Source organism: Pseudomonas sp. AC242, from assembly GCF_979258655.1.
In genome coordinates, this window is sequence record NZ_OZ409873.1 from 5081137 (window position 1) to 5105094 (window position 23958).

The 23958-nt window shown below is 58.7% G+C and carries 21 protein-coding genes; 12 read left to right on the plus strand and 9 right to left on the minus strand.

The genetic code is table 11. The features are described from left to right. Positions 1-157 precede the first annotated feature (157 nt). From ptaA to ACZZ0A_RS22890, 11 genes are all read left to right on the plus strand, one after another. Entirely contained in the window at positions 158-1252 is a 1095-nt protein-coding gene (gene ptaA / locus ACZZ0A_RS22840) for a pyoverdine biosynthesis transaminase PtaA (protein WP_007910087.1), read from the plus strand. 145 nt (positions 1253-1397) lie between these two features. After that, complete coding sequence (locus ACZZ0A_RS22845; protein ID WP_007910086.1) at positions 1398-1859, plus strand: Lrp/AsnC family transcriptional regulator; 462 nt, start codon at positions 1398-1400, stop codon at positions 1857-1859. Positions 1860-2082: 223 nt separating this feature from the next. Further along, the gene (locus ACZZ0A_RS22850; RefSeq protein WP_463543762.1) at positions 2083-3765 is read left to right on the plus strand and encodes a flavin monoamine oxidase family protein; all 1683 of its coding nucleotides are present in this window, start codon (positions 2083-2085) and stop codon (positions 3763-3765) included. A 12-nt stretch (positions 3766-3777) separates the two neighbouring features. Continuing rightward, the gene (locus tag ACZZ0A_RS22855; protein WP_463543763.1) at positions 3778-4572 is read left to right on the plus strand and encodes a carbon-nitrogen hydrolase family protein; all 795 of its coding nucleotides are present in this window, start codon (positions 3778-3780) and stop codon (positions 4570-4572) included. A 38-nt stretch (positions 4573-4610) separates the two neighbouring features. Next, positions 4611-7025 carry a pyrroloquinoline quinone biosynthesis protein PqqF gene (gene pqqF / locus ACZZ0A_RS22860; RefSeq protein WP_463543764.1) on the plus strand — a complete coding sequence of 805 codons (2415 nt, stop codon included), beginning with the start codon at positions 4611-4613 and terminating at the stop codon, positions 7023-7025. 156 nt (positions 7026-7181) lie between these two features. Further along, complete coding sequence (pqqA, locus tag ACZZ0A_RS22865) at positions 7182-7256, plus strand: pyrroloquinoline quinone precursor peptide PqqA (protein ID WP_003422658.1); 75 nt, start codon at positions 7182-7184, stop codon at positions 7254-7256. A gap of 81 nt (positions 7257-7337) precedes the next feature. Continuing rightward, positions 7338-8249 carry a pyrroloquinoline quinone biosynthesis protein PqqB gene (gene pqqB, locus ACZZ0A_RS22870; RefSeq protein WP_077574781.1) on the plus strand — a complete coding sequence of 304 codons (912 nt, stop codon included), beginning with the start codon at positions 7338-7340 and terminating at the stop codon, positions 8247-8249. Positions 8250-8383: 134 nt separating this feature from the next. Next, positions 8384-9136: a pyrroloquinoline-quinone synthase PqqC gene (pqqC, locus tag ACZZ0A_RS22875; protein WP_007949605.1), complete on the plus strand. Its 753-nt coding sequence runs from the start codon at positions 8384-8386 to the stop codon at positions 9134-9136. Beyond that, positions 9133-9408: a pyrroloquinoline quinone biosynthesis peptide chaperone PqqD gene (gene pqqD, locus ACZZ0A_RS22880; RefSeq protein ID WP_007910068.1), complete on the plus strand. Its 276-nt coding sequence runs from the start codon at positions 9133-9135 to the stop codon at positions 9406-9408. The genes pqqC and pqqD overlap by 4 nt, the downstream gene beginning before the upstream one ends. Then, complete coding sequence (gene pqqE / locus ACZZ0A_RS22885; protein WP_447787346.1) at positions 9380-10540, plus strand: pyrroloquinoline quinone biosynthesis protein PqqE; 1161 nt, start codon at positions 9380-9382, stop codon at positions 10538-10540. The genes pqqD and pqqE overlap by 29 nt, the downstream gene beginning before the upstream one ends. Beyond that, positions 10506-12317, plus strand: coding sequence for a S9 family peptidase (locus ACZZ0A_RS22890; protein ID WP_463543765.1), 1812 nt, complete (start codon positions 10506-10508; stop codon positions 12315-12317). The genes pqqE and ACZZ0A_RS22890 overlap by 35 nt, the downstream gene beginning before the upstream one ends. 111 nt (positions 12318-12428) lie before the next feature. Here ACZZ0A_RS22890 and ACZZ0A_RS22895 read toward each other — a convergent pair whose 3' ends face one another. The 4 genes from ACZZ0A_RS22895 to ACZZ0A_RS22910 all read right to left on the minus strand — a co-directional run bounded on the left by ACZZ0A_RS22895 (position 12429) and on the right by ACZZ0A_RS22910 (position 14903). Then, positions 12429-12587, minus strand: a complete 159-nt coding sequence (locus tag ACZZ0A_RS22895; protein WP_003228885.1) for a YqaE/Pmp3 family membrane protein — start codon at positions 12585-12587, stop codon at positions 12429-12431. A 109-nt stretch (positions 12588-12696) separates the two neighbouring features. After that, complete coding sequence (locus tag ACZZ0A_RS22900) at positions 12697-13017, minus strand: helix-turn-helix domain-containing protein (RefSeq protein ID WP_007910062.1); 321 nt, start codon at positions 13015-13017, stop codon at positions 12697-12699. After that, complete coding sequence (locus tag ACZZ0A_RS22905) at positions 13010-13366, minus strand: type II toxin-antitoxin system RelE/ParE family toxin (RefSeq protein WP_095112718.1); 357 nt, start codon at positions 13364-13366, stop codon at positions 13010-13012. Before ACZZ0A_RS22905 ends, ACZZ0A_RS22900 begins: the two co-directional genes overlap by 8 nt. A gap of 253 nt (positions 13367-13619) precedes the next feature. Continuing rightward, positions 13620-14903, minus strand: a complete 1284-nt coding sequence (locus ACZZ0A_RS22910) for an aspartate aminotransferase family protein (protein WP_463543766.1) — start codon at positions 14901-14903, stop codon at positions 13620-13622. Positions 14904-15072: 169 nt separating this feature from the next. Here ACZZ0A_RS22910 and ACZZ0A_RS22915 point away from each other — a divergent pair, with 169 nt between their 5' ends. Then, on the plus strand, positions 15073-15987 hold the full coding sequence (locus ACZZ0A_RS22915; protein ID WP_463543767.1) for a LysR family transcriptional regulator: 915 nt from the start codon (positions 15073-15075) through the stop codon (positions 15985-15987). Between the two features lie 227 nt (positions 15988-16214). Here the strand turns inward: ACZZ0A_RS22915 and ACZZ0A_RS22920 are convergent, their stop codons facing one another. From ACZZ0A_RS22920 to ACZZ0A_RS22940, 5 genes are all read right to left on the minus strand, one after another. Continuing rightward, positions 16215-17993 (minus strand): acyl-CoA dehydrogenase C-terminal domain-containing protein, encoded by a 1779-nt coding sequence (locus ACZZ0A_RS22920; protein WP_007910055.1) that lies wholly within the window; start codon positions 17991-17993, stop codon positions 16215-16217. A gap of 196 nt (positions 17994-18189) precedes the next feature. Next, positions 18190-19986: an acyl-CoA dehydrogenase C-terminal domain-containing protein gene (locus ACZZ0A_RS22925; RefSeq protein WP_463543768.1), complete on the minus strand. Its 1797-nt coding sequence runs from the start codon at positions 19984-19986 to the stop codon at positions 18190-18192. A 91-nt stretch (positions 19987-20077) separates the two neighbouring features. Continuing rightward, positions 20078-21367: a GGDEF domain-containing protein gene (locus tag ACZZ0A_RS22930; protein WP_007910051.1), complete on the minus strand. Its 1290-nt coding sequence runs from the start codon at positions 21365-21367 to the stop codon at positions 20078-20080. Between the two features lie 192 nt (positions 21368-21559). Continuing rightward, on the minus strand, positions 21560-23365 hold the full coding sequence (locus tag ACZZ0A_RS22935) for a phenylacyl-CoA dehydrogenase (protein WP_095112722.1): 1806 nt from the start codon (positions 23363-23365) through the stop codon (positions 21560-21562). Between the two features lie 275 nt (positions 23366-23640). Continuing rightward, positions 23641-23937, minus strand: coding sequence for a hypothetical protein (locus tag ACZZ0A_RS22940; RefSeq protein WP_007910046.1), 297 nt, complete (start codon positions 23935-23937; stop codon positions 23641-23643). Between the last annotated feature and the right edge of the window lie 21 nt (positions 23938-23958).

The window sequence follows — 23958 nt, forward strand, 5'->3', positions numbered from 1 at the left end:
CCTTGTATCCAGAAAACTGCATAGATCTATTTCAGGGCTGAGTGTGCCATCGCTTTTCACAGTGCCTCAACGGTAAATCAACCATTAACCATTTCGTTACTTCATTAAAGGGGCCACACAGCAGTGGCGCATCTGATGATCCGAAAAGGGAGTTCTCATGGTTGATGTCACTCGACGCTCATTCGTTGGATTTGCCGCGACACTGCCACTGCTGGCGCACAATCCTTGGGCTCAGGCTCAAATTGAAACAGCCTCTGTAGCGGCAACTTCTGACGAGGTGCTGATCAACTTCAACGAAAGCCCTTGGGGACCCTCGACGGCTGCTCGACAAGCGATGCAGGAAGGTATCGCCCTGTCGGGACGTTATCCCTACAAGATCCAGTACCGGCTCAATGCACTGTTTGCCCGCCAGCAAGGCATTCCCGAAGATTTCGTGCAGACCTACAGCGGCTCCAAGCAGGCCCTGCAGCACGCCGTGCATGCCTTCACGCAACAGGGAAGTCTGGTGGTTGCCGCACCGTCCTATGAAGATCCCGTCCAGGCTGCGCGCGGTAGAAATGTCGCTGTCCACGAAGTACCGCTGAACGCTGAGCATGCTCACGACCTGCCGCGCATGCTGGCTGCCGATCATCAGCCGGGGTTGATCTACATCTGCAATCCAAATAATCCGACCGGCACCCTCACTGCCCGCAGCGATATTGAACGCGCGTTGAAGGACAAACCCAAAGGCTCGATTCTGTTGGTGGATGAGGCTTACATCGATTTCTCGCAGGCCATCACCTGCATCCCACTGGTCAAGGATCACCCCGACCTGCTGGTGCTGCGTACCTTTTCGAAAATCTACGGCATGGCGGGTGCAAGGCTCGGCATCGCAGTAGGTAACCCTGCGCTGTTGGAACAATTGGAAGTGTTCGGCAACTACAACGTCCCGGCCGCTTCTTCTTTGCTGGGAGCAATCGCCAGCCTTGAGGACGCTTCGTTGCTGGCGCAAAGGAAACAGAACAACACGCGTCTGCGAGAGGAAACCATCGCCTGGCTGAGTGCGCGAGGTTTTCGTTGCACAGCGTCCCAGGCCAATTGCTTCATGATTGATGTCAGACGCCCTGCGGCTGCCGTGGTAAAGGCATTGGCCGAGCGCCACGTTCATGTCGGTCGCGTATGGAAAGAATGGCCGACCTGGGTTCGAGTGAGTGTCGGCACGGACGATGACATGCGCCGATTCCGGGAGGCATTTGCCAAGGTACTGGCGTAAGAAACACGGGCTCGAATCAACGGTCAGGTTTCAGCAGGACAATAGCCTCGACATGCGGATGAAACCCAATCATCGCCTGCAAGCGTCCCGGCAATTGAGCCTGTAACATGCGCCAACCACCGATCCGCGCCAATGGAGCCGCCCCTTGCCAGACATCCGCCCGCCCGTGCTTGATGAAATCGATCGTCAGTTGATCGCTGCCCTGCAGATCAATGCTCGTGAGAGCGTGGCCATGCTTGCCCGGCAATTGGGCATTGCGCGCACCACCGTGACGTCGCGTCTGGCGCGCCTGGAAAAAGCCAAAGTGATCACCGGCTATGGCGTACGCCTGGGTCAGCGGGTGGTCGATGGCGGGTTGCAGGCGTATGTCGGGATCAAGGTGCAGCCGCGCTCAGGCAAAGAGGTGTTGCGCCGGTTGAGTGCGATGGCACAGGTGCAGCAACTGTGTGCCGTGAGTGGCGAGTTTGATTATGTGGCGTGGTTGCGTACGGACTCGCCGGAGCAACTGGATCAGTTACTCGATCAGATTGGCAGCGTGGACGGGGTGGAGAAGACCACGACTTCGATCATTTTGAGTAGCAAGATTGATCGGGGGCAGCCGGTTTAAGATTTTGATCGGGCTTCTCGGGTGGATTTCAGAGCTTCTTCTCGAGCAGGCTCTCTCGCAAATTTTGGTCGGTGTGTAGCCACTGCTCGTCATATTGATCGCTAATCTGGCAAAACGACGACACTTTGCGTCTTATTAACGTGTTCTACGCTCCCTAGAATGGCTGGCAACTTTTCCTATACTCAGACGCGCATCCTGCGTCGGGTCGCCATCAAGGTCAGCCATGAACAAGAACAATCGCCATCCTGTAGACGGTAAGAAACCAGTCACCATTTTCGGTCCGGACTTTCCGTTCGCGTTTGACGACTGGATCGAACACCCGGCCGGTCTCGGCAGCATTCCTGAGCACAATCACGGCGCTGAAGTGGCGATCGTCGGCGCAGGCATCGCCGGCCTGGTGGCCGCTTACGAGTTGATGAAGCTCGGCCTGAAACCGGTGGTTTACGAAGCATCGAAACTGGGTGGCCGTCTGCGCTCGCAGGCCTTCAACGGCACCGACGGCATCGTCGCTGAACTGGGCGGCATGCGTTTCCCGGTGTCTTCCACCGCGTTTTATCACTACGTCGACAAGCTCGGCCTCGAAACCAAACCTTTCCCGAACCCGCTGACGCCGGCCTCTGGCAGCACGGTGATCGACCTGGAAGGCAAAACCCATTACGCACAAAAACTGGCGGATCTTCCTGCACTGTTCCAGGAAGTGGCTGACGCCTGGGCGGATGCGCTGGAGGCCGGTTCGCAGTTCGCCGATATCCAGCAAGCTATTCGCGACCGCGATGTGCCGCGCCTGAAAGAGCTGTGGAATACCTTGGTGCCGCTGTGGGACGACCGCACGTTTTATGACTTCGTCGCCACCTCGGAAGCCTTCGCCAAACTGTCGTTCCATCATCGCGAAGTGTTCGGCCAAGTCGGATTCGGCACCGGCGGCTGGGATTCGGACTTTCCTAACTCGATGCTGGAAATCTTCCGCGTGGTGATGACCAACTGCGACGATCATCAGCATCTGGTGGTCGGCGGCGTCGAACAAGTACCGCAGGGCATCTGGCGGCATGTGCCGGAACGTTGCGTGCATTGGCCTGAAGGTACCAGCCTGAAATCCCTGCACCGTGGTGCGCCGCGCTCCGGCGTGAAGAAAATTGCCCACGCGGCGGATGGTCGTTTCGCGGTCACCGACAATAATGGCGACACCCGCGAATACGCCGCCGTGCTGACCACTTGTCAGAGCTGGCTGTTGACCACCCAGATCGAATGCGACGAAAGCCTGTTCTCGCAGAAAATGTGGATGGCCCTCGACCGCACCCGCTACATGCAATCGTCGAAGACTTTCGTGATGGTCGACCGGCCGTTCTGGAAGGACAAGGACCCGGAAACCGGCCGCGACCTGATGAGCATGACCCTCACCGATCGCCTGACCCGTGGCACTTACCTGTTCGACAATGGCGACGACAAACCGGGCGTGATCTGCCTGTCTTATTCGTGGATGAGCGACGCGCTGAAGATGCTGCCGCATCCGGTGGAAAAACGCGTTGAGCTTGCGTTGAATGCGTTGAAAAAGATCTACCCGAAAGTCGACATCGCTGCGCGGATCATCGGCGATCCGATCACCGTGTCGTGGGAAGCCGACCCGCATTTCCTCGGTGCATTCAAAGGCGCCCTGCCCGGCCACTATCGCTACAACCAGCGCATGTACGCGCACTTCATGCAGGACGAAATGCCAGCCGAGCAGCGCGGGATTTTTATCGCTGGCGACGATGTTTCGTGGACGCCGGCATGGGTCGAAGGCGCAGTGCAGACGTCGCTCAACGCGGTGTGGGGGATCATGAAGCATTTCGGCGGTTCGACACATAAAGCGAACCCGGGCCCGGGTGATGTGTTCAAAGACATCGGCCCTATCGCCCTGCCCGAGTAAGAGGAATTCCTGATGCGTGTAGCCCTTTACCAATGTCCACCGCTGCCACTGGAGCCCGCCGCCAACCTGCAACGCCTGCATCAACTGGCGATGGAGGCCAAGGGTGCCGACCTGTTGGTGCTGCCGGAGATGTTCATGACCGGCTACAACATCGGCGCCGAAGCGGTCAGCACCTTGGCCGAGGTCTACAACGGTGAATGGGCGCAGCAGATCGGCCGGATCGCCAAGGCTGCGGGTCTGGCGATTGCTTACGGTTATCCGGAGCGCACCGCCGACGGGCAGATTTACAACGCGGTGCAGTTGATCGATTCGAGCGGTGAGCGCCTGTGCAATTACCGCAAGACGCATCTGTTCGGTGATCTGGATCGCTCGATGTTCAGCCCCGGCAATGATGATTTTCCCATCGTCGAACTCAACGGCTGGAAGCTCGGTTTCCTGATTTGTTACGACCTGGAGTTTCCGGAAAACACCCGACGTCTGGCGCTCGCCGGCGCCGAATTGATTCTGGTGCCGACGGCGAACATGATCCCGTTTGATTTTGTCGCTGACGTCACCGTGCGTTCACGCGCCTTCGAAAACCAATGCTACGTGGCTTACGCCAACTACTGCGGCCACGAAGGTGACATCCATTACTGCGGGCAAAGCAGCATCGCCGCACCGGATGGCAGCCGCATCGCTCAGGCCGGACTCGACGAAACGCTGATCATCGGCAAGCTCGATCGACAGTTGATGCTCGACTCCCGCGCCGCCAATCGCTACCTCAGCGACCGTCGCCCCGAACTTTACGACGCGCTCAACCAGCGCTAATCCGCTAGCATTGGCACTTCACTGTTCTGGAAGTGCCCATGCCTGCGCCGACTCACCCCCGCCTCCACTCTGAAACCCTGGCCAACGGCTTGCGCGTGACCCTGCGTCATGTGCCCGGGCTGAAGCGCAGTGCCGCTGCATTGCGCGTGGCTGTCGGTAGCCATGATGTGCCGCTGGCATGGCCGGGACTGGCGCACTTTCTGGAGCACTTGCTGTTTCTCGGCACCGAGCGTTTTCCTGCCGGCGATGGGCTGATGGCCTACGTACAGCGTCATGGTGGGCAAGTGAATGCCAGCACGCGCGAACGTACTACTGACCTTTTCTTTGAATTGCCGACGCGCTCATTCAGCGACGGGCTGGAGCGTCTGTCAGACATGCTCGCTCAGCCGCGTATGAATCTGGACGATCAGTTGCGGGAACGGGAAGTGTTGCAGGCAGAATTTGTCGCATGGACGCAGGATTCTGCGGCGCAGCAGCAGTTTTCCTTGTACGAAGGTTTACCGGCAGATCATCCGTTGCGCGGATTTCATGCGGGGAATCGCGACAGCCTGCCAGTCGAACAATCTGCGTTTCAACAGGCGTTGAAAGACTTCCACCAGCAGTTTTATCGGACTGGGCAGATGACGCTGAGTCTGGTCGGACCGCAGAGTCTTGAGGAACTGAAAGCACTGGCTGAACAATTTGCAGCGGATTTGCCAGCTGGGGATAAAGTTGCGCAGGCGGCATCCATACCGCTGGCGGTAAAAAGTTATCAACAGGTGGCTGAGCGACGCGGCAACCTGATGTTTGCGTTCGATGCCTTGCCTGAGTCGTCTGGCGAGGCTTTGGCATTCCTTTGCCATTGGTTGAACAGCGCCAAACCCGGAGGCTTGCTGGCGCATTTGCAGCAGCAGAATCTGGCTGATGGATTAAAAGCTGCGCCGGTCTATCACTTTGCCAGCCAAGCGTTGCTGCATCTGGAGTTCAGCGCAGCGTTCGAATCGTTAAACGCCATTGCCGAGCGGGTGCTGGATTGGATGAGTTTCTTTGCTCAACAAGATTGGGCGCCACTGCAAAAAGAATACGCGGCGCTGCTTCAGCGTCAGCAACAAGTCAGCGGCGCGCTGCAACTGGCGCGGCTCGATAGTGAAGCGTTGGAAGTCGGGTTGTCTGATTCCGGCGTTAAAGCCCTTACACAGATTCTCAGCGAAATCGGCACTGTGGATAACTTCAGCGATCACTGGAGCCTGCCTGCTGCCAATCCTTTTCTGAGAGCCAGCGAACCCTTGGCCAACGCCGGGCTGATTCGCGGCCAGACCAGTGCCCACCGAGGGCTGCGCACGTTCGCTCAGGATCGTTCGCGCGGCCGTCGTGAACGCTCGCCGATGCAGTTCAGTCAGGCGTTGCCGGACAACACGGATGAAGGCGCAGTTTATCTGCGCTGGCAGGTGGAAGTTGCAGCCAGCGCTGATCTGCAATCGAGGTTGCAGCGTAGTCTTCGGCAAACGCAGCAAGACGCCCGAGAAGCCGGCGTCGACCTGTCTTTCAGCGCCTCTGGCAATCAATGGCTGCTGAAACTCACCGGGCTGCAAGAGCCAATGCCCAGCGTCCTTGAACATGCGCTGAAATCTCTGACGCAAGTTGACCCCGATTCGCCGCGCAGTGAACCGCAAGCGCCGTTGAACCCCATCCGCCAACTGTTGAAAACGTTGCCGGAACAGACGCTGGAATCAGCCAAAACCGGCGACGACGCCCAACACCTGTGGACAACTTCACGCTGGGACGGCCTCGCCCTGGGCCTGAATCAACAGACTCAATCTGCCATGGGCTTGGCCCTGAGCCGGATTCCCGGGATTGCGGACAATCAGTTGCCAGCGCCGACGACGATCACCGCGCAAAAACACTGGCGACATATCGATACCGCCTCCAGCGAATACGCCTTGCTGCTGTTCTGCCCGACTGCCAGCCGCAGCCTCGCCGACGAAGCCGCGTGGCGGCTGTTGGCGCAGTTGTGCCAGACACCTTTCTACCAGCGCCTGCGGGTCGAATTGCAATTGGGTTATGCAGTTTTCAGCGCACTGCGCCAGATTCACGGCCAGACGGCCATGCTGTTCGGCGTGCAATCCCCGAACACCCCACCCGTGGAACTGCTCGGCCACATTCGGCAGTTCTTCGAAAGCCTGCCAATGCTGGTCGAAAAGAATGATGAGTCGAGCTTCGAGCAACAACGCCAGAGCCTCGCTGATCAATTCGACGACGCCAACCTGTCCAGCAAAGACGCCGCCGAACTGCTTTGGCAGGCCAGGCTTGCAGGTCACTCGTCGGATTATCTTGAGCAATTGATCGCCGCCATCGGCCAACTGGATCGCCAGACATTGCTCAGCGCTGCGCAGCGCTTGAGCAACGTCGAAGGCGGCTGGCTCTGCCTCGCCAGCGATCCGGCACCCGAGACCTCATGGCAAGCAGCAAATTGATCATTACCAAGGCTGCAAGGAGCTTTCTCAAAGATTCACGGGCATTTACCCGGAAATTTTGAGTAACATAGCAGCCTAACTATTTGGAACATCTTTGCGCTGCCGTGGACTATAACTATGGACAGCGCTATCCCACCCACCCTGAGGAGACACACCATGTCCTGGACAAAACCGGCTTACACCGACCTGCGTATCGGCTTCGAAGTCACCATGTACTTCGCCAGCCGCTGAGTTCTGCTTACGTAGAATTGCAGTGCAACGCCTCGGCTCGCCGAGGCGTTTTATTTTCCGCGTTGAAATGATGGAGTGTTCATGTTCGTCCAGATTCTGGGTTCGGCCGCTGGCGGCGGTTTTCCGCAGTGGAACTGCAACTGCGTCAATTGCGCAGGCTTTCGCGACGGCAGCCTGAATGCCAAGGCCCGCACCCAATCGTCCATCGCGATTTCCGACGACGGCGTGAACTGGGTGTTGTGCAACGCCTCGCCGGACATCCGCGCGCAACTGCAAAGCTTCGCCCCGATGCAACCGGGCCGGGCCCTGCGCGACACCGGCATCAGCGCGATCATCCTGATGGACAGCCAGATCGACCACACCACCGGCCTGCTCAGCCTGCGCGAAGGCTGCCCGCATCAGGTCTGGTGCACGGACATGGTTCATGAAGATCTGAGCACTGGTTTTCCGCTGTTCAAGATGCTCACCCACTGGAACGGTGGACTGGACTGGAACCGCATCGAACTCGACCAAAGTTTCACCGTGGCGGCGTGCCCGAACCTGCGCTTCACTCCGCTGCCGTTGCGCAGCGCGGCGCCGCCGTATTCGCCACACCGCTTCGATCCGCATCCGGGCGATAACATCGGTTTGATCGTTGAAGACCTGAACACCGGCGGCAAGCTGTTCTACGCGCCGGGGCTGGGCAAGGTCGACGCACCGTTACTGGAGATCATGGCGGGCAGTGATTGCCTGTTGGTCGACGGCACGATGTGGGATGACGATGAAATGCAGCGCCGTGGCGTCGGCACGCGCACCGGTCGCGAGATGGGTCACCTGGCACAGAACGGGCCTGGCGGCATGCTCGAAGTGCTGGAACAACTGCCAGAGCAGCGCAAGGTGCTTATCCACATCAACAACACCAATCCGATTCTCGATGAGGATTCGCCGGAGCGTGCCGAGTTGGCGCGGCGTGATGTTGAAGTGGCGTATGACGGCATGAGTATTGTGCTGTAGCGGATGGCCCCATCGCTGGCAAGCCAGCTCCCACAAGGTTCTGTGGTGTACACAAAACCTGTGGGAGCTGGCTTGCCAGCGATGACGTCCTGACAGACACCACAGAATCCAACGGTTGTTCCCGGAGAACAGACATGACTGACACGCCAATGTCCCCCACCGAATTCGAAGCGGCCCTGCGCGCCAAAGGCGCCTACTACCACATCCACCACCCCTACCACGTGGCGATGTACCAAGGCCGAGCAACTCGCGAACAGATTCAGGGCTGGGTCGCCAACCGCTTCTACTATCAGGTGAACATCCCCCTGAAGGACGCGGCGATCCTCGCCAATTGCCCCGATCGGGAAATCCGCCGCGAATGGATTCAGCGCCTGCTCGACCACGACGGCGCTCCCGGTGAAGACGGCGGTATCGAAGCCTGGCTGCGCCTCGGTCAAGCGGTCGGTCTCGATCCGGATCAACTGCGCTCCCAAGAACTGGTATTGCCCGGCGTACGCTTTGCCGTCGACGCCTACGTCAACTTCGCCCGCCGCGCCAGTTGGCAGGAAGCCGCCAGCAGCTCGTTGACCGAACTGTTTGCACCGCAGATCCACCAGTCGCGCCTCGACAGCTGGCCGCAGCATTACCCGTGGATCGACCCGGCCGGTTACGAATACTTCCGCACCCGCCTCGGTCAGGCACGGCGTGATGTCGAGCACGGTCTGGCAATCACGCTTGAGCACTACAAGACGCGTGAAGGCCAGGAGCGCATGCTGGAAATTCTCCAGTTCAAACTGGACATTCTTTGGAGCATGCTCGATGCCATGAGCATGGCCTACGAACTGAACCGCCCGCCGTATCACAGCGTCACCGAACAACGCGTCTGGCATAAAGGAATCACCTTATGAGTTTCGACCGCAGCAAAGTCCCGACCTGGCGTCCCGGCTACCGCTTCCAGTACGAACCGGCGCAGAAAGGTCACGTGCTGCTCTACCCCGAAGGCATGATCAAACTCAACGACAGCGCCGCGCTGATCGGTGGGCTGATCGACGGTGAACGCGATGTCGCGGCGATCATCGCCAAACTCGACGAGCAGTTCCCCGGCGTGCCTGAGCTCGGTGATGACATCGAGCAATTCATGGAGGTTGCCCGTGCGCAGCACTGGATCGAACTTGCCTGATCTGCCGGCCAAGCCTGAAATCGGCCTGCCGCTGTGGCTGCTCGCCGAGCTGACCTACCGCTGCCCGCTGCAATGCCCGTACTGCTCCAATCCGCTGGATTTCGCCGAGCAGGGCAAAGAACTGACCACAGAACAATGGATCAAGGTGTTCCGCGAGGCGCGGGAGATGGGCGCGGCGCAACTGGGTTTTTCCGGCGGCGAGCCGCTGGTGCGTCAGGATCTCGCCGAGCTGATTCATGAAGCGCGGCAGTTGGGTTTCTACACCAACCTGATCACCTCCGGCATCGGCCTGACCGAGCAGAAAATCAGCGACTTCAAGAAGGCCGGCCTCGATCATATCCAGATCAGTTTCCAAGCCAGCGACGAGCAAGTGAACAACCTGCTCGCCGGTTCGAAAAAGGCTTTCGCGCAGAAGCTGGAAATGGCCCGCGCAGTGAAGGCCCACGGCTATCCGATGGTGCTGAACTTCGTCACCCATCGGCACAACATCGACAAGATCGACCGCATCATCGAACTGTGCATAGCGCTCGAAGCCGACTTTGTCGAACTCGCCACCTGCCAGTTTTACGGTTGGGCGCAGCTCAATCGTGTCGGCCTGTTGCCGACCAAGGAACAACTGGTGCGCGCCGAACGCATCACCAACGAATACCGCGCCAAGCTGGAAGCCGAAGGGCATCCGTGCAAACTGATTTTCGTCACCCCGGATTACTACGAAGAACGCCCGAAAGCCTGCATGAACGGCTGGGGCAGTATCTTTCTGACGGTCACCCCGGACGGCACCGCGCTGCCCTGCCACGGCGCCCGACAGATGCCGGTGCAGTTTCCCAATGTGCGCGATCACAGCATGCAACACATCTGGTACGACTCGTTCGGCTTCAACCGCTTCCGTGGTTACGACTGGATGCCCGAGCCGTGCCGCTCTTGTGACGAGAAAGAAAAAGACTTCGGCGGCTGCCGCTGCCAGGCGTTCATGCTCACCGGCGATGCGAGCAATGCCGACCCGGTGTGCAGCAAGTCCGAACATCACGGTGTGATTCTCAAGGCCCGCGAAGAAGCCGAGACCGCCACCCAAACCATCGAACAACTGGCCTTCCGCAATGAACGAAACTCGCGCCTCATCGCCAAGGGCTGAGCCTTTCAGCGCCTCGCAAGCCGTCGCTGCCGGTATGGACTTCGCCGAGTTGCAGCTCGGCGCCAACGGGTTGTTCTGGAATGAATATCGACCGGAGGATGCCGCGTGCCGGATCTGGCATTGGCGCGATGGCATGGCGAATTGTCTTACGCCAGACGGTTTCAGCGTGCGCAGTCGGGTGTACGAATATGGCGGTGGTGCGTTTTGTCTGACGCCGAACGGGGTGGTTTTCGTTGCTGAGGCGGATCAGCAGTTGTATCGCCAAAATCTCGATGGCGAGCCTGAAGCATTGACGTCGGGCGAGTGCCGTTATGGCGATCTGCATTTTGCTTCCGGCCAGGTGCTGGCGGTCGAAGAACAGCAAGATCAGCATCGGCTGGTAGCAATCGGTCTCGCTGACGGGACGCGGCATTTATTGGCTGAAGGCGCGGATTTTTATGCGGCGCCAATCCTCAGTGTGGATGGCCAGCGTTTGGCCTGGATCGAGTGGAGTCGGCCGCATCAGCCGTGGACGTCGACTCGGTTGATGGTGGCCGAGCGTTTGACTGACGGTGCATTTGGTTCGCCGCAATGTGTCGCTGGTGTCGAGCTTGAAGAGTCGATCCAACAACCTCGATTCGATGCCGACAATCGCCTTTGTTGCCTGACCGATCGTGGTGGATTCTGGCAGCCATGGGCTGAGACTTCCGACGGTTTGGCGCCATTACCCGCTGCGCAAGCCGATCACGCTCCGGCGCCTTGGCAATTGGGCGGCTGCACTTGGTTGCCTGTTGAAGATTCGGTTTTAGCCAGTTGGAGTGAAGGCGGCTTTGGCCGTCTGACATTAGGCGATGACGACCTCACCGGTGACTACAGTCGTTTCCGGCATTTGGCTTTGGATGCGCAATTTATCTACTGCATCGCCGCCTCGCCGATCAGTCCTTCGGCGGTCATCGCCATTGATCGAACCACGCGCGAAGTGAAGGTGTTGGCCGGTGGCGTAGCGCCCCTGCCTGCCGAACGCATCAGTCGCCCGCAAACCCTGCGTTACCCGAGTGGCTCGGGTGAGGCTCACGGTTTTTTCTACCCTGCCATGAGCGGTGAGACGAAACCGCCGTTGGTAGTATTCATCCACGGTGGCCCGACGTCAGCCTGCTATCCGATGCTCGACCCGCGCATTCAATACTGGACGCAACGCGGCTTCGCCGTCGCCGATCTCAACTATCGCGGCAGCAGTGGATATGGCCGGGAATATCGACAGGCACTGCATCTGAGCTGGGGCGAGGTGGATGTCGAGGATGCTTGTGCGGCGGTGAGTTATCTCGCCGAACAGGGTTTGATCGACGGTGAACGCGCATTCATTCGAGGTGGCAGCGCAGGCGGCTACACCACGTTATGTGCGCTGGCGTTCAAACACGTCTTCCGCGGCGGAGCGAGTTTGTACGGCGTTAGCGACCCGGTTGCATTGGCTCGGGCAACGCACAAATTCGAGGGTGATTATCTGGACTGGCTGATCGGCGATCCCGAGCAAGACGCCGAACGCTACGCCGCCCGCACGCCGTTGTTGCACGCAAACAACATCCGCGTACCGGTGATCTTCTTTCAAGGTGAACTGGACGCCGTCGTTGTCCCGCAACAGACCCGCGACATGGTCACGGCGCTGGAGCAAAACGGCGTCCCGGTCGAAGCGCATTACTACCCCGACGAACGCCACGGCTTCCGCCTCGCCGCCAATCAGGCGCATGCGCTGGAGCAGGAGTGGAAGTTCTATCGGCGGGTGATGGGATTTACAGACTGAAACCCTCTTCCTGTAGGAGCTGCGGCACGCTGCGATCTTTTGATCCTGATCCTCGAATTAAAATCAAAAGATCGCAGCGTGGCGCAGCACCTACAGGTTTATGCCGCTGACTCAGCGCTTGGCGATGATATACACCGCATGCACGATCCCCGGAATATACCCGCACAACGTCAGCAGAATGTTCAACCAGAACGCCCCGCCAAATCCGACCTGCAGAAACACGCCCAGTGGTGGCAACAGTATAGCGATGATGATGCGAATGAAATCCATGGGGCAGCTCCTGTGTGGGGGTTGGCTCATTTGAGCCATACAAGCTAATCGACCCGCGCCGTTCGTCAGGGTTCAGTGCTAATCACAGTGTCGGTATCAAACTGATAGCTCAGCTAAGAATTTGCAGTCCGTGCTTCTGCACGATGCTCAGTAACTTCAGCGCCATTCCGCTGGGGTGTTTGTCTCCCGACTCCCATTGTTTGACTGTCGACGCGCTAGTGTTCAAGTAGCGAGCGAATACCGGCTGGCTGACGTTATTGCGTTCGCGCAGAGCCTTGATCTGTTCCGCCGGGATCGCTTCAGGAACCGTTGCCAGACACGACTCATCAAACTCCCGCATTGTTGCCTTGCTGATTGCTCCGACAGCCAGTAGAGCGCTGGCTGATTCGTGTATCGATTCAAAAACTTCACTTTTGAATTTCTTACTCATGAAATATCTCCACAAACTCCTTCATTGCCAACAAATCCCGGATCTGCTCCTCGGTCAGTTGAGCATAGGTTTTGGCTAACTTTCGTAAATCCTTCAATTCGGATGTTGTGATGTTGCTCTGATCTTTCTTGGCGAACAGCACTTGATAGATCCAGTAACGCCCGCCCTTAGCCAAAACAATCGAACGATGACGGTTGGCGTTCAACCGCTTCTTCCAGACGCCACCACCAAGATCGTCAGCCTGACCTTCAAGCATCTCGCAAAATGCTTCCCGGAGCTCCGCGTCGCTGATCCAAGCCTTGCCGGCTCGTATCGCAAAACCCTTGGTTTTGAACAGCCTGAATGACATCGGTATCCCTTCCAAAAAACATACCACCCAGTGGTATAGATTACAAAGCCATCCGTCTCGAAAATATCGATCGGTCTGCCCCCGCATTCCCTGCAGGGACTTTCTAAAAAACCATTCGCACAACGAACTCTCAAGCACTAAACGCCATCTGCAAAACCCGGCCACAAAAAAAACGCCCCACGCCAAAAGAATCAGGCGTGGGGCGTGCGTTATACCGCGAGACGGTTCTGGAAATCGGGTGGGAAACTTCAGCTCAGACGGCAATCCCTTTGCGGCATTGCAGTTGCGCGGTGCGCACTCGCGAGAAGGAGCGGCCTAGGCGCAGGAGCATTTCATCGATGTTGGTTTTGCTGACGGTGAGGGCCGGGGTGAAACGCAGGCAGTTGGCTTGCGGCGCATTGAGCAGCAGGCCTTCGTGCAGGGCGGCGTGGACCACGGCCTCTGCGGAATCGTCTGACAGGGTCAGTCCGAAGAAGAGGCCTTGACCGCGCAGTTCGCCGTGGTAATAGCGGTGTGCCAATCGGACCAGGCCTTCGCGCAGGTACTGGCCGTTGTCGTTGACCTGCTGGAGGAAACTGCGGTCGTGCACGCTGTCGAGCACTACCAGACCGGCCGCCGTCATCAATGCATTGCCGTGATGGGTGCCGCCCAGTTCGCCGGCCTCGAAACAGCACGCTTTGCCCCGCGCCAGCAGCGCCGCCAATGGCACACCGCCGCCAAGTCCTTTGCCGAGCACGACGATATCGGCGCGCACGCCGTAGGACTGTTCCGCGAGCAGAGCGCCGCAGCGGCCGATGCCGGTTTGCACTTCGTCGAGGATCAAGAGAATGCCCAGTTCACGACAGAGTCGTTCGACGCCCTTGAGGTAATGTTCAGTGGCCGGAATAACGCCGGCATCGCTTTGAATCGGCTCCAGCATGATCGCGACGGTTTGCGCATCGACCGCGGCGTGCAGGGCCGGCAAGTCGTTGAACGGCACCAGATCAAACCCCGGCAGCAACGGCGCAAAACGGTTGTGCAGGTTGCAGCTGTCGGAGGCGGAAATCGTCGCCAGACTGCGACCGTGACAACCCTGCTTCGCGACAATGATCCGCGAGGCGCCGCCGCGATGCAGCTGCCCCCATTTGCGCGCGAGTTTGATCGCCGCTTCACAGGCTTCGCTGCCGCTGTTGAGCAGGTAGGCCTGATCGCTGGAGGTAGCGGCGCACAGACGCTCGGCAAGGCTGAGCATGCCTCGATTGTGCAGATTGAAGCCGGGATTGATCAGCGCCTGCGCCTGACTGCTGATGGCTTTGACCAGCGCCGACGGGCTGTGGCCGAGGCTGTTGGCGCCGCCGGCCTGAGAAAAGTCGAGATACGCGCGGTCGTTACTGCCCCACAGCCACGACCCCTGACCACGGACAAACACCTGTTGCGGCCGTTCGACGCTAGGCATCAGGCGCTCGGCGCTGAGACTTTCGCTGATGTCTGAAGGGTTGGCCTCGAAAGCGAGGTCATCAAGGCTTGGCGCCTGCCGCCGCAAACTGAACAGATTCATTGAAAAAATCCTCGTTCGAGGTTTTTTGAACTGCCTATGCAAACACTGTCGAAGCGATCGCTATTCATCGCGCTTTCTGGCCCTGCAAGCCTTGTGAATGCGGTTAGACTAGGCTTACTGACGGCTTCGGGCCATTTCGATTTACCAGCATTTTCGATAAGCATTACTTATGGATTTCAAACAACTGCGTTATTTCGTCGCGGTCTACGAAGAAGGTCATGTCGGCCGGGCGGCTGAACGCCTGTCGATCTCGCAACCGGCGCTGTCGCAGCAGATCCGCCAGCTCGAACAGAACCTCGACGTCACCTTGTTCGAGCGCAGCAGCAAGCGCCTGCTGCCGACCCTCGCCGCGCACACGTTGTACAACCATGCGTTGCCGCTGCTCGATGGCTTGCAACGGGCGCGCGAGGCGCTGGGCAACTTCAAGGGCCAGGCCTTGCGCACGCTGGCGATCGGCGTGCTGCAAACGGTGCACACCAGTCTGGTCCCGCAAATGCTTGAGCGGGTGCGCAAGGCACAGCCACATCTGGTGGTGCAGATCTATGAATTGACCGGACTTGAGATCGAACGGCGGCTGCTCAACGGTTCTTTGGACATCGGCATCAGTTACCTGCCGCCGCGCCAACCGGGCCTGCACGGTGTGATGCTTTACGAAGATGAGCTGACGCTGGTCATCCCGGCGGATCATCCATTGCGTGAATTCAAGAAAGTCTCGATGCGTCAGGCTGCCGAATTGCCGATGTTGCTGCTGGGCGAAGAGTTCCAGATCCGCCAGATATGGCAGGCGCAACTGACCGCCCTCGGGCGCCGTCCGCAGGTACAAGCCGAGTTGAACAATATGGTGGGTATTCTCGACAGCCTTCCACACACCAAACTGGCGACAGTGCTGCCGGGGCGTTCGCAGAAGGAATACGACGATCAGGATCTGTTGTGGAAACCGCTGAGCGAACCGCGCGTGCCGCTGAAGGTTGGCCTGGTGTGTCGCGATGTGCAGCGCCAGCAGGCCTCTTTGGCGCTGTTGCGGACGTTGCTGGAAGAAGTGATGGAGCGAGAATTAAAGCCGCCGCTCGACCCTTTGGTCTGAGCACTTTTCTTCAGGCAAAAGAAAACCCCGCCGAAGCGGGGCTTTGCAGACTGTTTCCCTGACATCCATTTCACTCCGCCACCCTGGCAGAATCCTACGTGTCCGTGTTGTTGCTTTGCGCTTCCTGCGCGACGTCCATGAAATGTAGATTAGCTGTGGATCCAATCTTCGCCTATGGGAGAACAGCAGCACGTCATGTAAGAGAATGCTTACATGACGTCATCGCATCAGAATTGCGCTGCATCCAGCAGGAACAGCGACTCGCTACCGGCCTTTACTGACGCACTCAACGAGTGAATCCGCGGGAGCAAGCGGGCGAAATAGAAGCGCGCAGTGCCCAGTTTGCTGGCATAGAAATCGTCTTGCGCTTCTTTGCCCAGCGAAGCTTTGGCCATCAATGCCCACATGTAGGCATACGCCGTGTATCCGAATGCTTGCAAATATTCGACCGAAGCCGCGCCAATTTCGTTCGGGTTGTTTTTTGCCCGATCCAGCAACCACGAGGTCAGCTCGTCGAGCGTGTCGACGGCATCGTTCAGCGGTTTGGTGAATTCGCCCAGATCGGCACTGGCTGTCGCGGTGAAATGGCGGATCTCGTCGGCGAACAGCTTGTAGAACGCGCCGCCGCTGCCGACGATCTTACGACCGACCAGGTCCAGCGCCTGAATGCCGTTGGTGCCTTCGTAGATCTGAGTGATACGCACGTCGCGCACCAGTTGCTCCTGGCCCCATTCGCGGATGTAGCCGTGGCCGCCGAAAATCTGCTGGCCGTGCACGGTGGTTTCCAGACCCAGGTCGGTGAGGAATGCCTTGGCTACCGGCGTCAGCAACGCGACCAGATCTTCTGCACGCTTGCGGGTGGTGGCGTCTTCGCTGAACTTGGCGGTGTCGAGTTGCATCGCCACGTAGGTGGAGAACGCACGGCCGCCTTCGTTCGAGGCTTTCATGGTCAGCAGCATGCGCCGCACATCCGGGTGGACGATGATCGGGTCAGCGACTTTGTCTTTGTTCTGCGCGCCGGTCGGCGAACGGCTTTGCAGACGGTCGCGGGCGTATTCAACGGCGTTCTGATACGAACGCTCGCCGGTGGCCAGGCCTTGGATGCCGACGCCGAGGCGCTCGTAGTTCATCATGGTGAACATCGCGGCCAGGCCTTTGTTCGGCTCGCCAACCAGATAACCCACGGCTTCGTCGAAGTTCATCACGCAGGTCGCGGACGCCTGAATGCCCATCTTGTGTTCGATCGAACCGCAGTTCGCCGGATTGCGTGCGCCCAGACTGCCGTCGGCATTGACCATGAACTTCGGCACCAGGAACAGCGAAATGCCTTTCGGACCCGCCGGGGCGTCCGGCAGTTTCGCCAACACCAGATGAATGATGTTTTCGGTGAGATCGTGTTCGCCACCGGTAATGAAGATTTTGGTGCCGCTGACTTTGTAGGAACCGTCGGCCTGAGGCTCGGCTTTTGTCCGAATAATCCCCAGGTCGGTGCCGGCGTGCGGCTCGGTCAGGCACATGGAGCCGGCCCAGACGCCGGCATACATGTTCGGCAGGTACGCGGCTTTCAGCTCTTCGCTGGCATGGGCGTTGATCGACAGGCAGGCGCCAGCGGTCAGCATCGGGTACAGACCGAACGACAGGCTGGCGGAGTTGACCATTTCTTCAACCTGCGCCGATACGGCTTTGGGCATGCCCATGCCGCCGTATTGCGGATCGCCACCGACGCCAACCCAGCCGCCCTCGGCGTAAGTCTGATAAGCCTGTGGAAAACCGGCTGGAGTGGTGACGGCGCCGTCGGCCCAGTGACAGCCTTCTTCGTCAGCGGCACGGCTCAGCGGCGCGATGCTTTTGCTGGTGACCTTGCCGGCCTCTTCGAGAATGGCTTCAACGGTTTCGGCGTCGACAGTCTCAGCCAGCGCCGGCAGTTCGGCCCAGAGTTTGGCGACTTCGAACACTTCATTGAGGACGAAGCGCATATCGCGCAGCGGCGCTTTGTAGTCAGCCATGGCAAACCTCGCAAGATCTAAACAGGTGATTCGTGGAATGATGTTTTCTGAGCCCGAGTGTACCTCAACAACTTTTGCGACACATAGGGTCAACCGGTGACTGATTTGTTATTTTTAGTCACCACAAAAAATCGCAGCCTCGACAACGCCCGATTCCCTGTAGGAGCTGCCGAAGGCTGCGATCTTTTTATCTTCTCTAAAGTGCAAACAACTCCGCAGACAGTTTCATCAGGCAATCACTCCCCGCCTCGATCGCCGCCCGATGCGCCGCCGTACGCGGCAACAAACGCTTGAAGTAGAACTCGCACGTCGCCAATTTCCCGCGCAGGTAATCCGCCTCACCCTCGCCCGACTCCAGCTGCGCCTGCGCCACCAACGCCATGCGCAACCACAGATAACCGAGAATGATGTAACCGCTGTACATCAGGTAATCCACCGACGCCGCGCCCACTTCATCCGGGTTCTTCATGGCCGCCATGCCGATCTTCATGGTCAGGTCGCCCCACTGCTGGTTCAGCTCATTGAGCTGCGCAACGAAACTGCCCAGCTGCGGGTGCTCAGCGTTGGCCGCGCAGAACTTATGGACGATTTTGGTGAAACCGCGCAGCAACTTACCCTGACTGCCCAACACCTTGCGCCCGAGCAGGTCCAGCGCCTGAATACCGTTGGTGCCCTCGTAGATTGGCGCGATCCGACAGTCGCGAACCAACTGTTCCATGCCCCATTCACGAATGAAGCCGTGGCCACCGAATACCTGCATGCCGTGGTTGGTCACTTCCAGGCCAGTGTCGGTCATGAACGCTTTGCAGATCGGCGTGAGGAACGCCAACAAATCCTCGGCCTCCTGCCGTGCTTCGACATCAGTGCTCAGATGCGCGACATCGAGCAACTGCGCGGTGAAGTAGGTCAGCGCCCGATTGCCTTCGTTAAAGGCTTTCATGGTCAACAACATGCGCCGCACGTCCGGGTGGACGATGATCGGGTCGGCGGCTTTGTCCGGGGCTTTGGCGCCCGTCAGTGAACGCATCTGCAAGCGGTCGTTGGCGTATTTGATGGCGCCCTGGAAACTCGCTTCACCCAAACACAAACCCTGCATCCCGGTACCGAGCCGTGCGTGGTTCATCATGGTGAACATGCAGTTCAGGCCCTTGTTCGGCTCGCCGATCAGGTAACCCTTGGCGCCGTCGAAGTTGAGCACGCAAGTGGCCGAGGCCTTGATGCCCATCTTGTGTTCGATCGAACCGCAGGACACGCCGTTGCGCTCGCCTGCCTCACCCGCCGCATCCGGCAAGAATTTCGGCACGATAAACAGCGAAATCCCTTTGGTCCCGGCCGGCGCATCCGGCAACTTGGCCAACACCAGATGGATGATGTTATCGCTCATGTCGTGCTCGCCGGCGGAGATGAAAATCTTGCTGCCGGTGACCGCGTAGCTACCGTCGGCCTGAGGCACGGCGCGGGTCTTGATGATGCCCAGGTCGGTGCCGCAGTGGGCTTCGGTCAGGCACATGGTGCCGGTCCACTGGCCGGCGGTGAGTTTGCTCAGGTAGGTGTCTTTTTGCTCAGCGCTGCCGTGAGCGTGGATCGCCGACATCGCGCCGTGGGTCAAACCCGGGTACATGCCCCAAGAGGTATTGCTGGAGCCGACCATTTCGCTGATCACCAGCCCCAGCGAACTCGGCAAGCCCTGCCCGCCATAAGCCGGATCCGCCGCCAGACCGTGCCAGCCGCCCTCGACATATTGTGCGAAGGCTTGCTTGAAGCCTGTAGGCGTTGTCACCACACCGTTGTCGAAATGGCAGCCCTCTTCGTCACCGCTGCGATTGAGCGGCGCCAGAACGTTCTCGCAGAACTTCGCGCCTTCTTCAAGGATCGCGTTGATCATGTCCGGGCTGGCGTCGTGGGCGCCGAGGGCGGCGTAGTTGCTGTGAAAGTCGAAGACGTGGTCGATCAGAAAGCGCATGTCGCGCAGGGGAGCTTTGTACTCAGGCATGGTGGCTTCTCCGTCAGCAGTTTTCTCCAACCTACCTGCCGGCCCCCACACCCCACAATCACTGTGCAGACGCTGAATGCGCCGTCATCACTCAACCTGCGGCAGCGTCCATGCGCACCGCGCCACGGCGGTTTTGTCCGTAGGCCATCACGCAATTACGCCCCGCGCCTTTAGCGGCGTAGAGTGCCTCGTCGGCAGACTTGAGCACTTGTTCCGGGTTGCGTTGCTCCACTCGTTCAGCGACGCCGATGCTCACCGTCACCGACACACTGGAGGCACCCGAGCCGGCGCGGCGCTGACGACCTTGCTGATCATCCTGCGGGCGGTTTTCCTGATTTCGCAGCTGAATGTTGTAGGACGCAATCGACTCGCGGATCACCTCAAGGTGCGGCATACACTCCTCAAGGGTTTTGCCTGCAAACACCAAGGCGAATTCCTCACCGCCATAGCGATACGCCCTACCGCCACCGCTGATTTTCGACAGTTTGCTGGCGACTAATCGCAGTACCTGGTCACCGACATCGTGGCCGTGGGTGTCGTTGAATTTTTTGAAGTGATCGACGTCACTCATCGCCAATACGTAGTTGCGACCAAGGCGTTGCATGCGTTCGTTGAGCGCGCGACGGCCCGGCAGACCGGTGAGTTCGTCGCGGAAGGCCATTTGATAAGCCTCGTGCGCAACCGCTGCGGCGATCATCAACATCACTTGGCTGCACATGATGTTCAGGGTGAACGGCAGGATGAAGGTTTTCGGCAGCATCCAGAACACGCCGAGCAGGCCAACCAATTGCGCCGCATGCAGCGGACGCGGATTGCGCCAGTATTGCCAGGCCAGTAGCAGGAACGCCGAAATAAACACCGGATAGGACAGCTGAATCAGACTCATCCACGCGCCGTGCAGCGCCGGCCAACGGATCTCCGACAGCCAGATCAGCAGCGCCTGGGGATAACTTTGTTCAAGTCCCAGCGCCACGCTGCCGAAGGCCAGCAAAACGGCGAAGCGCGCGACCATGTCCTGAAACAGATGCGTGCGCTCCTGCCACGCCGCAAACAGCCCAAACAACAACGGCAGCAATAAACAGACGAGATGGAAGACCACCGCAGCGTCTTCGCGGACCTTGCCGTTGTCGCGGTAATAGTCGGTCTGGGTGTCGAGCAAAAAGTAGGCGATGTACACCGTGAGCATCAGAAACAGTTCGCGCTGACGCCGGTAAACCGCGCAATAAGCGCCGCCCAGCAACAGCACCAAAGTCGGCAACACGTTGAACAGCGACGTGAAGAACACGCTGAGGTCTTTGACGTACGCAGCCGCCAACCCCGCAAGTAACAACAGCAGTGAAGGTAGGAAATGGCTGAAACGTACAGCGGAAGAACGCGGCAAGGGTAAAGCTCCGACCCGTCATATCAAAGAGATGGCATTGTGCCTGCAAAGTGCGGCCAAGCCCACACAATGTGACCCAGATCACACACTGTCTCTTTAACGGCCGGAAGCCCGACTATCTGAGCGATTCACTAACAAAAAAACCGCCGCCCCCTAACAGGAGCAGCGGTTTTCAAAAGACCGCGCTAAGACTTAGTAGCCCAGTGCGAAGTCTTCTTCTTTCATGTCCATCAGGTTGTTGGCGCCCGACAGCATGGTGGCCACGTGGGTACGGGTACGCGGCAGAATGCGCTGGAAGTAGAAGCGCGCGGTTTGCAGCTTGGCGGTGTAGAACGCCGCGTCGCCGGTGCCTTCGGCCAGCTTTTCAGCAGCCAGACGCGCCATGTCGGCCCAGAAGTAAGCCAGGCAGGCATAACCGGAGTACATCAGGTAGTCCACGGAAGCCGCACCGACTTCTTCGCGATCTTTCATGGCGGCCATACCGACCTTCATGGTCAGCTCGCCCCATTCCTTGTTGATCGCGGCCAGCGGTGCGACGAATTCTGCAACGGCTTCGTTGCCTTCGTTGTTCTGGCAGAACTTGTGGACGATCTTGGTGAAGCCTTTCAGGGCTTCGCCTTGAGTCATCAGCACTTTACGGCCCAGCAGGTCGAGTGCCTGGATACCGGTGGTGCCTTCGTACAGCATCGAAATGCGGCTGTCGCGAACGTTCTGCTCCATGCCCCACTCGGCGATGAAGCCGTGGCCGCCGTAGATCTGTACGCCGTGGTTAGCGGATTCGAAACCGACTTCGGTCATGAACGCTTTGGCGATCGGAGTCATGAAGGCCAGCAGTGCGTCAGCTTTCTTTTTCTCTTCTTCATCGACGCCGTATTTGACGATGTCGACCTGTTTGGCGGTGAAGTACACCATCGCACGGTTGCCTTCGGCGAACGCCTTCATGGTCAACAGCATGCGGCGTACATCCGGGTGCACGATGATCGGGTCAGCAGCTTTGTCCGGCGCTTTCGGGCCAGTCAGGGAGCGCATTTGCAGACGATCGCGAGCGTATTTCAAACCGCCCTGGAAACCGATTTCGGCGTGGGCCAGACCTTGCAGCGCGGTACCCAGTCGTGCGGTGTTCATAAAGGTGAACATGCAGTTCAGGCCTTTGTTCGCCGGGCCAATCAGGTAACCGGTGGCGCCGTCGAAGTTCATCACGCAGGTAGCGTTGCCGTGGATGCCCATCTTGTGTTCCAGCGAACCGCAGCTCACTGCGTTGCGTGCACCGACGGTGCCATCAGCATTCGGCATGAATTTCGGAACGATGAACAACGAGATGCCTTTGGTGCCAGCCGGTGCGTCCGGCAGGCGGGCCAGTACGATATGGACGATGTTGTCGGCCATATCGTGTTCACCGGCCGAGATGAAGATCTTGGTGCCGGAAACTTTGTAGGAGCCGTCGGCCTGAGGTTCGGCCTTGGTGCGCAGCATGCCCAGGTCGGTGCCGCAGTGCGGTTCGGTCAGGCACATGGTGCCGGTCCATTCGCCGGAAACCAGTTTGGTCAGATAGGCTTCTTGCTGCTCTGGAGTGCCGTGCTCGGAGATGGTGTTCATCGCGCCGTGCGACAGGCCTGGGTACATGCCCCACGACCAGTTGGCTTCGCCAACCATTTCGCTCACGGCCAGACCCAGCGACTCCGGCAGGCCTTGGCCGCCGTGCTCAACGTCGTGGGCCAGGCTTGGCCAACCGCCTTCGACGAATTGCTTGTAAGCCTCTTTGAAGCCGGTCGGGGTTTTCACGCCGGACTCGCTCCAGGTGCAACCTTCGAGGTCGCCCACGCGGTTCAGCGGTGCCAGTACCTGCTCACAAAACTTGGCGCCTTCTTCGAGAATGGCGTCAACCATGTCCGGAGTTGCGTCTGCGCAAGCCGGAAGGCTCTGATAGTGCGCTTCGTAGCCGAGCAGTTCGTCACGAACGAAGCGAATATCACGCAAGGGGGCCTTGTAGTCAGGCATAGCGATAAACCTCTGCTGATGTAACCGGGAATGAACGACCGTGTTGATTTGTTGTGACGGTCAAACAGTTGTTTGAAACATACGTTTACGCCGAAATCTTGTCAAGCATCGATCTTTTGCCGTTCGTCATCAGAATTTTCAAACGCAGGGCACAGCAAACCGCCATGAGCTCGCACGAGTCACGGGTGCTGAAAAAAGATTAGTTGAGGGAGAAGGACTTACCATGAAAAACGCCGCGACAGGTCGCGGCGTTCAGCGTGCAGAAGACAGAAAAATCAGGCGAAGGTGTCGATGATCGTACCGAGCACTTCGTCGGAGGCTTTGGCGACCTTCACACCCAGCTCCGCCTGGATCTTGCCCTGAGACATCTCGACCATATTGCTGGCCAGATCCGATTGCTGGGCACGATCGACACCGCGTAGACGGTCAACCTGCACTTCGGACGACTGGCTGGTCACCGAGCGTTCAATCGTATTATTGGCAATCTGGCTGGCCGCCTGATCGACGCGGTTCTGCCCGCTCTGAATGGAGCTCAGACCTGCATAAAAAGCTGTGTTACCGGAGATTTCCATAACGGTTCTCATCCTTGGGAA